The sequence below is a fragment of the Nonomuraea sp. bgisy101 genome (assembly GCF_057708945.1).
The window spans coordinates 222,408-235,652 of sequence record NZ_JBYITD010000001.1 but is presented as its reverse complement, the minus strand read 5'-3'; the positions used below and the strand labels follow the sequence as shown (position 1 = coordinate 235,652).

The 13,245-nt window shown below is 70.0% G+C and carries 14 protein-coding genes; 4 read left to right on the top strand and 10 right to left on the bottom strand.

Going from position 1 to position 13,245, the window contains the following annotated elements; all coding sequences use genetic code 11:
• Positions 1-116: 116 nt before the first annotated feature.
• Entirely contained in the window at positions 117-548 is a 432-nt protein-coding gene (locus AC3EO4_RS01110) for a CBS domain-containing protein (protein ID WP_379579643.1), read from the top strand.
• Positions 549-780: 232 nt separating this feature from the next.
• Here AC3EO4_RS01110 and AC3EO4_RS01105 read toward each other — a convergent pair whose 3' ends face one another.
• Both AC3EO4_RS01105 and erpA read right to left on the bottom strand, forming a co-directional pair.
• Positions 781-1,767 carry a carbohydrate kinase family protein gene (locus AC3EO4_RS01105; protein WP_431893004.1) on the bottom strand — a complete coding sequence of 329 codons (987 nt, stop codon included), beginning with the start codon at positions 1,765-1,767 and terminating at the stop codon, positions 781-783.
• A gap of 99 nt (positions 1,768-1,866) precedes the next feature.
• Entirely contained in the window at positions 1,867-2,220 is a 354-nt protein-coding gene (gene erpA, locus AC3EO4_RS01100) for an iron-sulfur cluster insertion protein ErpA (RefSeq protein WP_192776512.1), read from the bottom strand.
• A 322-nt stretch (positions 2,221-2,542) separates the two neighbouring features.
• Between erpA and nadA the strand changes: the two genes are divergently transcribed.
• A complete protein-coding gene (gene nadA / locus AC3EO4_RS01095; protein WP_379579647.1) occupies positions 2,543-3,685 on the top strand; it encodes a quinolinate synthase NadA in 1,143 nt (380 codons plus the stop codon).
• 61 nt (positions 3,686-3,746) lie between these two features.
• On the opposite strand, the gene AC3EO4_RS01090 is transcribed toward nadA, so the two are convergent.
• The 7 genes from AC3EO4_RS01090 to AC3EO4_RS01060 all read right to left on the bottom strand — a co-directional run bounded on the left by AC3EO4_RS01090 (position 3,747) and on the right by AC3EO4_RS01060 (position 9,336).
• Positions 3,747-4,466: an SIMPL domain-containing protein gene (locus AC3EO4_RS01090; RefSeq protein ID WP_431892999.1), complete on the bottom strand. Its 720-nt coding sequence runs from the start codon at positions 4,464-4,466 to the stop codon at positions 3,747-3,749.
• Between the two features lie 56 nt (positions 4,467-4,522).
• Entirely contained in the window at positions 4,523-5,293 is a 771-nt protein-coding gene (locus tag AC3EO4_RS01085) for a maleylpyruvate isomerase family mycothiol-dependent enzyme (RefSeq protein WP_431892996.1), read from the bottom strand.
• Between the two features lie 132 nt (positions 5,294-5,425).
• Entirely contained in the window at positions 5,426-6,739 is a 1,314-nt protein-coding gene (locus AC3EO4_RS01080; protein ID WP_431892993.1) for an alpha/beta fold hydrolase, read from the bottom strand.
• A gap of 57 nt (positions 6,740-6,796) precedes the next feature.
• Complete coding sequence (pspAB, locus tag AC3EO4_RS01075; protein ID WP_431892990.1) at positions 6,797-7,354, bottom strand: PspA-associated protein PspAB; 558 nt, start codon at positions 7,352-7,354, stop codon at positions 6,797-6,799.
• A 3-nt stretch (positions 7,355-7,357) separates the two neighbouring features.
• A complete protein-coding gene (gene htpX, locus AC3EO4_RS01070; protein ID WP_379579657.1) occupies positions 7,358-8,257 on the bottom strand; it encodes a zinc metalloprotease HtpX in 900 nt (299 codons plus the stop codon).
• 3 nt (positions 8,258-8,260) lie between these two features.
• Positions 8,261-8,539: a PspA-associated protein PspAA gene (gene pspAA, locus AC3EO4_RS01065; protein WP_431892988.1), complete on the bottom strand. Its 279-nt coding sequence runs from the start codon at positions 8,537-8,539 to the stop codon at positions 8,261-8,263.
• Positions 8,536-9,336 carry a PspA/IM30 family protein gene (locus AC3EO4_RS01060; protein WP_379579661.1) on the bottom strand — a complete coding sequence of 267 codons (801 nt, stop codon included), beginning with the start codon at positions 9,334-9,336 and terminating at the stop codon, positions 8,536-8,538. Before AC3EO4_RS01060 ends, pspAA begins: the two co-directional genes overlap by 4 nt.
• Before the next feature lie 152 nt (positions 9,337-9,488).
• Between AC3EO4_RS01060 and AC3EO4_RS01055 the strand changes: the two genes are divergently transcribed.
• Positions 9,489-10,073, top strand: coding sequence for a DUF3043 domain-containing protein (locus tag AC3EO4_RS01055; protein WP_431893661.1), 585 nt, complete (start codon positions 9,489-9,491; stop codon positions 10,071-10,073).
• Positions 10,074-10,238: 165 nt separating this feature from the next.
• Positions 10,239-12,140, top strand: a complete 1,902-nt coding sequence (locus AC3EO4_RS01050; protein ID WP_431892984.1) for a multicopper oxidase family protein — start codon at positions 10,239-10,241, stop codon at positions 12,138-12,140.
• A 1-nt stretch (position 12,141) separates the two neighbouring features.
• Here the strand turns inward: AC3EO4_RS01050 and AC3EO4_RS01045 are convergent, their stop codons facing one another.
• Complete coding sequence (locus AC3EO4_RS01045; RefSeq protein WP_431892982.1) at positions 12,142-13,185, bottom strand: SMI1/KNR4 family protein; 1,044 nt, start codon at positions 13,183-13,185, stop codon at positions 12,142-12,144.
• Between the last annotated feature and the right edge of the window lie 60 nt (positions 13,186-13,245).

Below are 13,245 nucleotides of genomic sequence, written 5' to 3'. Positions count from 1 at the left end.
CCCACCGCCACGACGGCGCGCGAGACCGGAAGACCCGTGCCACCGCCAGGGGTCACAAATGGCACTAAATGGGTAGAAACCTCCCCGAACAACGTCATCGACTTCGGGGGGAACAGATGACAAGCGGACATCCGCACAACACCGCGCGTGACCTCATGAACCCGGGCGTGGAGTGCATAGCCGCCCACGAGACCCTCGACCGCGCAGCGCAGATGATGCGCGACATGGGCGTGGGGGCCCTGCCCGTCTGCGGGCCCGACGACCGCCTCAAGGGCATCATCACCGACAGGGACATCGTCGTGAAGTGCATCGCGCAAGGACACGACCCTTCGCGCATGACGGCGTCCGACCTGGCGACGGGGCTCGTCTGGGTGGCCGCCGACGCGACCGTCGAAGAAACGCTGGCCCGCATGGAGGAGAACCAGATCAGACGGCTGCCCGTGATCGAGCAGCACCGCATCATCGGCATGATCAGCGAGGCCGACCTGGCCAGGCACCTGCCCGACGACCAGCTCGCCGCCTTCTGCCACCGGATCTACGCGTCCTGACGCGTGCCCGCGCACACGATCCATCAGGACAGCCAGGATCGCGGCGTGACGGCGGCAGGCGAAGTCCGCTGGAGCGGCGTGATGGGCGGACGGCCACCGGTGACCCCGGTGGCCGTGACCCGGCCTGCCGTACGGACGGATCGTGAAGGGCCGCGCGCGGCGGACCCATGAGCCCAACCGCGGGCCGCGCGCGGCCCGACAGGGGCCGGGCGCGGCGGACGGCGGCTGATGATCAGGCGTAGTGGCAGCGCACGTGCTCGGCCACCTCGTCGGCGGCCGCCTGCCCGTACGCGGCGGCGAAGCGCTCGAGGAACACGCGCTGGCCGAGCTCGTACTCCTGGCAGCCCACCCGCTCCAGCACGTGCGTGGCCGTCAGGTTGCCGACCTGACCCGCCCGCTCCAGCGGCAGCCCCCACGCGACGCCCGCGAGGAAGCCCGCCCTGAACGCGTCGCCGACACCCGTCGGGTCCGCCTTGCCCAGCTCGGGCGCCGGAGTCACGTGGATCGACGGTTCACCCTTGCGGTCGATGACGGCGCCCTTCGGGCCGAGCGTGGTCACGCGGACGCCGACCCTGTCGAGGACCTCGGCGTCGGACCAGCCGGTCTTCTGCTCGATGAGCCCCTTCTCGTAGTCGTTGGAGAACAGGTACGCCGCGCCGTCGACGAGCTGGCGGATCTGCTCGCCCGCCATCCTGGCCAGCTGCTGCGACGGGTCCGCGGCGAACGGGATGCCCCGCTGGCGGCACTCGTCGGTGTGGCGCAGCATGGCGTCGGGGTCGTTCGGGCTGATCAGCACCAGGTCGAGCCCGCCGACCCGGTCGGCGATCGGCTGCAGCTCGATGAGCCGCGCCTCCGCCATCGCACCGGTGTAGAACGAGGCGATCTGGTTGTGGTGCTCGTCGGTGGTGCACAGGAACCGGGCGGTGTGGTGGACGTCGGAGATATGCACCGAGTCGCAGTCGACCCTGTGCCGCTCCAGCCACGAACGGTAGTCGGCGAAGTCGGCGCCGACCGCGCCCACGAGGATGGGGGTGAGGCCGAGACAGCCCATCCCGAAGGTGATGTTTGCCGCGCAACCTCCGCGCCTGACCTGCAGATCGTCGACGAGGAACGACAGGGACACCCGGTCGAGCTGGTCGGCGATGAGCTGGTCCCCGAAACTCCCGGGGAAGGTCATCAGATGGTCGGTCGCGATGGAGCCGGTGACGGCGATGCGCACGGGATTCTTCTTCCTCGTTGTCAGCAAGCCAATGAAGCCCCAAGAGAATACGCGAAGGTCCCGCGCGCACAAAGGCGCGCGGGACCTTCGCGCGTCGATCTAGTTGAACGAGTCGCCGCAGGCGCAGGAGCCCGTGGCGTTGGGGTTGTCGATGGTGAAGCCCTGCTTCTCGATCGTGTCGACGAAGTCGATCGTGGCGCCGATCAGGTACGGCGCGCTCATCCTGTCGGTCACGACGCCGACACCGTCGAAGTCGGACACGATGTCGCCGTCCATCGAGCGGTCGTCGAAGAAGAGCTGATAACGCAGACCGGAACAGCCGCCCGGCTGCACGGCCACGCGCAGCTGGAGGCCCTCTTCACCCTGCTGCTCCAGCAGGCTCTTGACCTTGGCCGCGGCCGCGTCGGTCAGGATCAGGCCCTGCGTCGTGGTCTCGCTGCTCTCAACCGTCATGTGCTGACTCCCGCGTCTGGATCAGCCGCAGTGTCACGGCTGTCTGTTTCTGACGTCCTACTAAGACGCTACCAACACCGGAGGCTTGCTATGCATTCCGCGTCTGAGGGGTTGTTATAGATCGTCCAGAAAAATCGGAAAACGGAACTCTGGCCGGCCCGCATCGGGGACGCCCTGACCCCCTTCCTCTCCACGCGGCGCCGCCCCTGCACCCCCGACCTGCGCTGATCGGCGCCCTCGAGGCGAAGGGGGTGCCAGGAACAAAGCGCCCCAAGCCGTGTGTCATCATTAGTCGTCACTTCGACGATAAGGGGGTACGGCCATGGCCACCCAGACAGGGCTGCCGCTCTTCGTCCTCGGGCAGGGCACCGATCCGCACAGCGAGAAGGGTGTCGACTGTCCCGGTGAACTCCCCCCGGCCTCCGACCCGGGGCTGGTGGAGCGGGCGCGCAAGGCGAAGGAGGCGCTGGGCGACAAGCTGTTCGTCCTCGGCCACCACTACCAGCGTGATGAGGTCATCCAGTTCGCCGACGTGACCGGCGACTCCTTCAAGCTCGCCCAGCAGGCCGCCGCGCGCCCCGAGGCCGAGTACATCGTCTTCTGCGGCGTGCACTTCATGGCCGAGTCCGCCGACATCCTGACCAACGACTCCCAGAAAGTGATCTTGCCGGACATGGCGGCCGGGTGCTCGATGGCCGATATGGCCACGTTCGACCAGGTCGAGGAGGCGTGGGAGCTGCTGGAGGAAGCAGGCATCGCCGACATCACGGTGCCGATCACCTACATGAACTCCAGCGCCGACATCAAGGCGTTCTGCGGCAGGCACGGCGGCGCCGTGTGCACCTCGTCCAACGCGAAGCGGGCGCTGGAATGGGCCTTCGAGCAGGGCCAGAAGGTGCTCTTCCTGCCCGACCAGCACCTGGGCCGCAACACGGCGGTGCTGGAGATGGGGATGTCACTGGAGGACTGCGTCGTCTACAACCCGCACCGGCCGCCGAGCGCGGACGAGCTGCGCAGGGCCAAGATGATCCTCTGGAAGGGCCACTGCTCGGTGCACGGCCGTTTCACCGCCGAGTCGGTCGACGACGTACGGACCCGCATCCCGGGCGTCAACGTCCTGGTCCACCCCGAGTGCAAGCACGAGGTGGTGCTGAAGGCCGACTACGTCGGCTCGACCGAGTACATCATCAAGAAGCTCGAAGCGGCGCCCGCCGGCTCGCAGTGGGCGATCGGCACCGAGCTGAACCTGGTCAAGCGCCTGGCGCAGATGTTCCCCGACAAGGGGGTCTCGTTCCTGGACAAGACCGTCTGCTACTGCTCCACCATGAACCGCATCGACCTGCCGCACCTGGTGTGGGCGTTGGAGTCGCTGGCGCTCGGCGAGGTGGTCAACCAGATCACGGTCGACGCCGACACCACCCACTGGGCCAAGGTCGCGCTGGAGCGCATGCTGGCCCTGCCGTGACGAAACCCCCAGGGTCGCGGGACCCTGGGGGTTGCCGGTGTCCGGGAGCCGCCCGGAGGCGTCAGTCGAGCGCGTAGACCACCCGGACGTTGACCCCCAGGGTCTGGCGTCCGGGGCTCACCGACGCCTTGTCCTGCGCGAGCGCGCCGGTGAACATCATCGGGGCGGGCCCGCCCGTGATCTCCTCGCTGATCTCGACCACCTCGCCGAGCCTGCGTCCCGCCAGCGCGGCGTACTGCTTGGCCTTGATCGCCGCGTCCTTGAACGCGGCGGCGCGTGCCCCCTCCATCACCTTGGCGGGGTCGGACACCTCGAAGCTGACGCCGTTGAGCCTGACCTCCTCGCCGATCGCGGCGACCGCGTCGATGATCCTGTCGGCCTTGGAAAGGTCACGGACGATGGCTTCGACGCCCTGGGCGGCACGGTAGCCGGACACCTTCGGATAGGTCTCGTACTCGGGGCCGAGCGACAGTTCGTTCGTCGTCAGGTCGTCGACGGACACTCCCGCCTTGATCAGTGCGTTGGTGAGCCTCGCGGCCGCACCCCTGGCCGCCGCGAACGCCTTGCCCGCGGTGGCCCCGCGCACCTCGACACCCGCCGACAGCCGCATGACATCGGGCGCGGTGGAGACCGTTCCGTGTCCGACGACCGCGACCTGTTTTCTCGCCTCGTCCACAACCACCCTCGCTGATTCCGGCGCCGCGTGAGCCGTACCGCCGAGCGTGCCCATCATCCCGAGCGCGACGGCCGTGGCCGCAAGCGCGTCAGCAAGCTTGATCATAGGCGCCATGTCACCATCGGTCCGATGCGTTCCGGCGAACCGACGCGGCCATTTGACTAGATCATGGAACGATCCGCCCACCACGACAGCAACGTGGTCTCGCCCTCGACTCTGTGCTGCTCGACCGAGCGCCGTCCCCACGCCAGCAGCAACAAGTCGGCGGCCGTGTCCGCGTGCAGCGTCGCCGTGACGTCCGCCGTCGCCCGCTCAGCCGCCCGCTCGTAGGTGAAGCCGCTCGGGTGCAGGGTGATCAGCCAGGCCGCGCCCGTGCCGGTCCGCCACGCGATCGTCTCCCCTTCGCCGGCCAGTTCGGCGACCTGCGGACGCCATCTGGCGTACGGCAGGACGTCGAGGAACTCCTCCACGCCATCGGCCGCCACGTTCTCGTCGATCGCGAGCGGGCGGCCCAGCGCCAGGGCGGCGTCGGCGTGGTGGACGGCCGTCTCGTGCAGTTGCCTGCGCGACCAGAACCGCACGTGCCTGTCGCCGCCCCACGCCCACACGGGCTCGCCCGGCTTCTGGAGCGTCAGCGCCTCGCCCAGCGCCCTCGCGCCGTCATGGAGCCATCCGGGCAGCTCGCCTGCGGGCCTCCCCGCCGCCTCGGCCTCGATCGCCGTCCTGTCGAGCCGCTTGGGCGCCAGCTCGCGCACCATCCGCGCCGCCCACCTGTGGACGGATCCGGTGTGCCTCACCAACTGCTCCAGGTTCCATCCCGGGCAGGTTGGCACGGGGGCGCCGAAGTCGGCCTCCCGGACGGTGTCCGCCATCCGCTCGATCTGCGTGACCGCCGCCTCGGTGTGGTCCTCGTGCGTCCAGTCCCTGACCATCGGCCCTCCCGACCCGCCTTCTCGCCCGCCCTGCACGGCGATCCGCCCGCCGCTCGTCCCGCCCGCCCGGCGGCGGAGGGGTCGCCCGGGCGCTCGGCACAGGCTGATCGTGTCACCGTCCGGCCGGCTCGGCTACCGGCAGGCCTCGACGACCGCGGCGGACAGCTCCCTCTCCGGCACCCGTACCAGCCGCGCCCCGAGCGCCGCGGCCAGCCGTTCGTGGCAGCGGTTCGGCCGTCCCCCGCTGATGACGGTCACGGGCACGGTGAGCAGGGGGTGCCGCTCCCTGACCTTCCGCAGGGTGGCGGCCATCTCCCTGTGGGCCAGCCACTCCCCCACGACCGCCGCGACCACCCGGCCGGTTCCGTAGACGCCGTACGGGTCCGCCATGCGCCTGCGCAGCCGGTGGAGCGAAGGCCCCAGCGCTCTGGCCAGCGCTGTCGCCCCCCACGTGGCGCCCAGCGCGGGCATCCACCACCCGAGCCCCGTCACGAGCGCCCTGCGCCGCCTGCGCACCTCGCACGCCGGCTCGACGAGGACGAGGCTCGCGACGCGCAAGGGGTGCAGCCTGGCGAAGGCCTCGGCGTGCCAGGCGGCCACCGAGTGCGCCACGACCGTGGCGCGGATCGAGTCGGGGACGAGGGCGGCCAGGCGGGCGGCCTCGCCGTACAGGGTGGGCGGGGTGGGGGCGGCCGGGCTGCGGCCGAGACCTGGCCGGTCGAAGCGGATGACGCTGCGGTCGCGGCGCAGCCCCTCGGCGAGCTTGTCTCCGTGGAACCACGCGCCGGCGGGGCCCGAGCTGACCAGGACGGGCAGGCCCGAGCCTTCGTGGACGACGTGCATCGGCCCCGTCTCCACCCGGGGGGTGACCGCGCCGAGCAGCCGGGTGGCGAGATAGATGAGCCAGACGGCGATCAGCGTCACCTGCACGCGCTGGGCCAGCCCCGCGTACCTGCCGATCGCGTCGGCGACGAGCGTGGTCCCGCTGGCGGTGAACATGACGACGGCGAACGCGCAGCCGACCGCCGATCGCCACGCGGCGCTCAGCACCACCATCGCGACCAGCACGGCCGCGTTGGCGGCGCCGCTGGCCGGCACGTGCAGCCAGGCCTGAGGGGAGAGCGCGCGCCCGCAGGTCGCGCAGTCGAGCGGGAAGAGCGCGGCGACGGTGGTGAACAGCCCGAACAGGGCCATCGCCAGCCAGCCCTGCCATTCCTCGCGCACCCTGGCCACCAGGGCGACGCCGCCCATGCAGGCCAGTCCCGCGAGCCCGTCGCAGGCTCTGAACATCCTGGACCACGGCTGATCACGGGCGGCCAGCTCGCCGACGTACCCGTCGAGCCTGTCGAGGGCCGGTGCGGCCAGCTGGCCCGGCAGCCACGCGCTGTAGAGGACGGCACCGACGACGAACGCGCAGGCGGCCGCAAGAGTGAGTCGTCGCTCCATGTGACCAGTAAATCACCCAAAGTGACATATAAGGGACACCGGGTGGCTCACCCCTGGTCAGAGGCCCGGGGCGCCCCAGACGGGGAACCACCTGCTGAGGTCCTCCTCGATCTTCAGCTCACCCTCCAGCACGCCCCGCGCCTGCAGTTCCAGCGCGTTGTCCCTGGTCTGGCCGTCCAGCGGGGCGAACGGATAGAACGTTCCCCGCTTGTACAGGTAGACCACCGCCAGCCTGCGCCCCCGCCGGTCCGCGAAGGACACCAGCGAGCACAGCAGGGAGGGCCCGAACCCCGCGTCCTCCAAGGAGGAGTTGACCGCGTGCAGCTCGGTGACCAGGTCGCCGATCGCCTCGGGCGCGCGCCTGACCACCAGCCACGAGTAGCCGTAGTCGTCGCGCGTCTCCTCCACCCGGTCCCCGAGCAGGGCCTTGACCTCGCTCTCCAGCGTCGCGAACGCGCCGCCCTCGGCCGCCCGGTAGCTGACCGACCCCACGCCCGTCGGCGCGAACCCCGTCGCGGCCTCCAGCGTGACGGCCGCGGACGGCAGCGCGAACAGCGCGTCGAGGTTGGGTTCGGCCGGCTTGGACCTGCCGAGGATCACGTCGATCCAGCCCATCGCTCAGCCCTTTCCGAGTTGCGCGGAGATCTTCGCCAGGTTATCCAGGCGGCGCTCGAGCGGCGGGTGCGTGGAGAACAGGTTCGCCAGCGTCCTTCCAGGGGCCGCCGCGGGCGCGAAGTAGAAGGCGTTGAACGGCTGGGCCTCGCGCAGGTCACGCGTCGGGATCCTGGCCATCTCGCCGCTGATCTTGACCAGCGCGCTCCCCAGTGCCGACGGCTTCTGCGTCAACAGGGCGCCCGCCCGGTCGGCGGCCAGCTCCCTGTAGCGGGAAAGGGCACGGGTGAGCAGGAAGCTGACGGCGTAGACGGCGATCGAGACCAGCATGACGATCAGCCCGATGGGAAGCCCGCCCTGGTTGCCCTCCCTGCGGCCGCCCAGGCCGGTGTAGAGGGCGAAGCGCGTCATGAGGCCCGCCACGATCCCGAGGAAGGAGGCGATCGTCATGACGGCGACGTCGCGGTGGGCGATGTGGGAGAGTTCGTGCGACAGCACGCCTTCGAGCTCCTCCGGCCCCAGCCGGCGCAGGATCCCGGTCGTCACGCAGACGACGGACTTCTTCTGGTTGCGGCCCGTCGCGAAGGCGTTGGGCACGTCGGAGTCGGCGATCGCCACCCGCGGCTTGGGCATGTCGGCCATCGCGCAGAGCCTGTCGACCAGGCCGTGGAGCTCCGGCGCCTCCTGCGGCGAGACCTCCCGCCCGCCCATCGCGAACAGCGCGATCCGGTCGGACAGGAAGTACTGCGCCAGCAGCATGACACCGGCGATCAGCAATACGCTCAGCGCCCGCACGCCCAGGGCGATGAGGGCGCCGACGAAGACGACGTAGAGCAACCCGAGCAGGAACATCGTCACGACCATGCGGCTGGTGAGGCCACGGTCGGGCGCGAACCGGGTGCTCACGGCCTAGCCCGGGATGAGCCCCGAGTCGCCCAGCATCTCCCTGACTTCCTCGATCGAGGCGTCAGCGGGGGGAAGGATCAGCTCGGACGGCTCCAGGCTGTCGTCAGGCAACGCCTTGCCCACGTGGCGCACCTTGTCGAGCAGAGCGTGAAGCTTCTCGCGGAACTCCGGCTCGTTGTCGGCCTCGATGGCCGCCTCGAGCTCGCCGTCGAGTTCGTTGAGCACGCCGAGGTCGGCGTCGGCGATCTGGACCTGGCCCTCGCCCATGATTCTGACGATCATGCGGGCTCCCCGGGCTGACGCAACTGCTGGGTCTGCTGCTGCGGCTGGGGCTGAGCCTGCGGCTGCCCCTGCTCGATGGAGGGCTGCGGTGCGGACCCCTGTCCGAGCTCGGCCTTCATCCTGGCCAGCTCCAGCTCGACGTCCCTGCCGCCGCCCATGCGGTCGAGCTCGGCCTGGATGTCGTCGGTACGGCTGCCGCTGAAGTCGTCGAGCGCGCCGGATGCCAGCAGCTCGTCGATCGCGCCGGCCCTGGCCTGCATCTGCGCGGTCTTGTCCTCGGCCCGCTGGATCGCCAGGCCGACGTCGCCCATCTCCTCGGAGATGCCGGAGAACGCCTCGTTGATGCGGGTCTGCGCCTCGGCCGCGGTGTAGGTGGCCTTGATGGTCTCCTTCTTGTGGCGGAAGGAGTCGACCTTCGCCTGGAGGCGCTGGGAGGCCGTGGTGAGCTTCTCCTCCTCGGCCTGCAGGTTGTCATGCTGGACCCGCAGATCGGCGATCTGGGTCTGCAGGCTGGAGCGACGGGTCAGCGCCTCGCGCGCCAGGTCCTCGCGCCCGACGGAAAGCGCCTTGCGCCCCTGATCCTCAAGACGGGTGGCCTGCTGCTCGATCTGGTTGATCTGGAGCTCCACCCGCTTGCGCGACGTGGCGACGTCGGCCACACCCCTGCGCACCTTCTGCAACAGCTCGAGCTGCCGCTGATAGGAGTAGTCAAGGGTCTCGCGCGGATCCTCCATTTTGTCCAGGGCCTTGTTGGCCTTGGACTTGAAGATCATCGAAAGTCTCTTCATCACGCTCATGCGCGTCGGCCGTCCCCTTCTTAGGTCGTGCTGTGATCACCCAGTGCAGCGCAGCCGCCTTGGGATTACCCTACGCATAACGCACGGGGGCGTCACTAAGTTGCACTCCAGGTAGGGTTGACGCTGTGTTGCGACGCCGTTCCCAGACCTCAGTGGACGAATCCCCCGTCCCCACTGACGATCCTAAGCCCCAGGGCAAAGGTCGTCCCACCCCCAAGCGCCGTGACGCCGAAGGGCGTCGGCGCCAGCCGGTGACCGCCCCTGCCAACCGCAAAGAGGCCTACAAGCAGATGCGGGCCAGGCAGGCATCCGACCGGGACAAGGCCCGCCAGGGCATGCTGCGCGGCGAGGAGCGCTACCTGCCCGCACGCGACAAGGGCCCGGTGCGCAAGTTCGCGCGCGACTGGGTCGACTCGCGGCGCGTCATCAGCCAGTACTTCCTGCCGTTCTCGCTGGTGATCCTGGTGCTGACGTGGGTTCCCTTCCCGCCCGAGATCCGCAACTGGGTCTACTTCGGGGTCATCACGATCGGCTGGCCAATCATGATGGTCGGCGTGCTGGCCACCTCGATCTGGGTGTCGTGGAAGGTCAAGAAGGTCGCCGCGGAGAAGTTCCCGAGCGAGGACCTCAGGGGCGTCGGCTTCTACGCGGCCATGCGCGCTCTGCAGATCCGCAGGCTCCGCTTCCCTCCGCCGCAGTTCCTGCCCGGCGGCAAGCCCGCGCCGCCCAAGGCCTGATCCCGCTTCATCCCGTACGGCCCGCGTCCTGACACAAGGACGCGGGCCGTACGAGCATGTGGGCATGACATCAGGAACTTAAAGTTTCCTGAAAAAGCGGGAAACCTGTGAGTCGTCACGATCGTCACACCCGGTGGGGTCCGGATCTTCACTCACGGGGAGACCATGCGAACGACAAGACGGGGGTTTCTCGGCGTGGCCGTAGGGGCGGCGGCCTCGGTCACCGCCACCGCCACGGGTGTCGCCGACGCCGAACCGCTCGTCGGGGACGGCTTCGAGCCGGCGGGGGTCGACAGGCCCACCACCGCCACGCTCACACCGTTCCTCGACGCCCTGCCCGTCCCTCAGGTGCTGAGGCCCAGGGGCAAGCAGGTCGCGCTCGAGATGCGCTCGGTGCGCAGGCGCCTGCACTCCCAGCTGCCGCCTACACGGCTCTGGACGTATGCCGGCAGCTTCCCTGGCCCGACCATCGAGGTGCGGCGCGGCCAGAAGGTCAAGCTGGCGTGGACCAACACGATCAGGGGCGAGACCGTGCCGGTCACCGCGGTCCAGGTGCCCGCCGGTCCGACGATCCCGATCAACAATCCGGGAAGGGACGGGGCGACGCCGCGCGCCGACGTGGCGGCGATCCCGCCATGGCTGGTGGTCCACCTGCACGGGGCCATCACCAACGCGGGCAACGACGGATGGGGCGAGAACGGGTTGCTGGCCGGTGAGGCCGAGGCGGTGGAGTACGTCAACGACCAGCCTTCCACCGGGCTCTGGTACCACGACCACGGCATGCACGTGGGCACATGGACCGTCTTCTCGGGACTGCTCGGCGCCTACCTGATCAGGGACGAGGAGGAGGACGCGCTCAGGCTGCCCAGCGGCAGGCACGAGGTCCCGCTCATCCTGTGCGACCGCAACTTCGACACCGACGCGGGCGGGCTGCTCAACGGGGAACTCCTGCACAAGGTGCAGATCACCACGACCACGCCGAAGGTGGTCACCAGGGCGTTCGCCGGGCCGTACACGCTGGTGAACGGGGTGGTCTGGCCGTACATGGACGTGGATCCGCGGTGGTACAGGTTCAGGATGCTCAACGCCTCCAACGCGCGGACGTTCAGGCTGCGCCTGTTCGACGAGGCGACGGGGCACCCGGTGACGGGCGCGGTCAAGCAGATCGGCAGCGACGGCGGGCTGCTGCCCGCGCCGGTGGCGATCGACGGGGACCTGGTGCTCGCGCCCGCCGAGCGGGCCGATGTGCTCGTCGACTTCAGGGCGCTGGCCGGTAAGAGGGTGAAGATGGTCAACTGCGGTCCCGGCGTGCCAGGGCAGCCGGCCCCGCAGGCCAACATCCCCTTCCCCGACGTGATGCAGTTCAGGGTGGCCGACCGCAGGCCGAACGACTCCTTCACACTGCCCGCGGTGATCTCGCCGAGCTTCGTGCGGACCACGCACGACAACCTGCCCGCCGACCACGGGCACAGGGTGGTGCTCACGATGGTGGGCGGCGGGGACCACGCGCAGATGTGGGAGATGGCCGAGGATCCCGGGGCTCCGGTCGGGGCCGAGGGCGTCGTGCAGATCAAGGACGCGTCGGGCACGGTCAAGACCTACCGGCGGGTGGCGAGGATGCCCGACGACGCGGTCAACTTCTTCGCCGCGCTGGGCGGGACCGAGGTGTGGACGTTCGTCAACGTCGCTCCCGCGCTGCACCCGATGCACATCCACCTGATGCGCTTCCAAGTCCTCAGCCGGGATATTTACGATATTTCCGGATTCAAGGTGGACAAGGGGACGACGGAGACACCGGTCGTCTTCAAGCAGGCGGGCGTGCTCGACCCGAACGAGCAGGGCTGGAAGGACGTCGTCAGGGTCGGCGGCGCCGAGGTCGTCAAGGTCGCAGGGCGGTTCGAGGGCGGCAGCGGGCGCTTCGCCTACCACTGTCACCTGCTCGAGCACCAGGACGAGGGCATGATGCGGCCGCTGGTCGTCTTCCCGCCCGCCGTCCTGGCGCTGCGCGGGCAGCACGGCCACCACAGGCACGCCCTCGTCGACGAGGCCCGCCTGCGACAGCGATAGATCACCCGGCCGGCTCCCAGCGGACGGCCCCGCGGACCACGCGGGGCCGCCATCCGTCGACAGCGGCGCCGCGCTGCAGCGCGTCGGCGTTGGCCCGCAACAGGTCCAGGTAGGACGGCCGGTGTGAAGGGCCGACGCCCGCACCCCCGTCGTCCCACCCGTCGACCCACCGGACGTCGCCCACGACGGAGTCGATCACAGCGTAGATCCGGTTCTCGTCGTTCTCGGGGTAGAGCAGGAACGGGATCATCCTGCCGTTCCAGTACTCCGCGCGCGGGTCGTCACCCTCCACCATGTCCCCCCTGCACATCGACCGCCAGCCGTCGCGGATCTCCCTGATGCCGAGTCCCACGCCCTTGTCGGGGCCGAGGGGCATGCCGCCGTTGTGCCGCAGGAGGGAGGCGCGCAGGTCGTCCGGGAACCGCAGGCCGGTCTGCGACTCGGCGACGGCGATGGTGCGCGCCCTGCCGGGACCGCGTAGCGAGGCGTAGGTGACAGGGGCGTTGCGCCTGAGCCAGCGCTCGAGGCGCCGCCACTGCGCGTCGACCTGGCGCTTCACCTGAGGGTCGAGCGGCCTGACGACCACGGCGCGCCGCTCGGGCGCGCAGGCGGGGTCGGGCGTGGGCGCGATCGCCGGCGCCGGCGACGGCGACGGCGACGGCGACGGCGACGGCGACGGCGACGGCGACGGCGACGGCGTGGGGACGTCGGCGATGAACGGCTCGGGCGCGTGACCCTGCTCGGCCGTACCGGATCGGGCGCGCATGCTCGCCAACTGCTCGCGCTCCTTCTCCGCCTCCCCCGCCGAGGTGATCGCCGCGACCGTGCCGACGCCGGCCACCAGCAGGCCGAGAATCAACCCCGCCAGCAGGCCGTTGAGGAAGCGGCTGACAGGGCGCCGGTGGTAACGCTCGAGGTCCTCCGGAGTGGGACGGCCGAGCACCGGCTCCCGCACGGGAGCAGACGGCGAGGTCCTTCTGTCGATCCTGATCGCGATCGCGGCGAGCACGACGGCGATCAGCGCCATCCGCAGGAGCTTGAGCACGCGCGGCACCCTACCGGACCCACCCGGGGACCGGCTCGGCGGAGATCACCGACGGCCGCC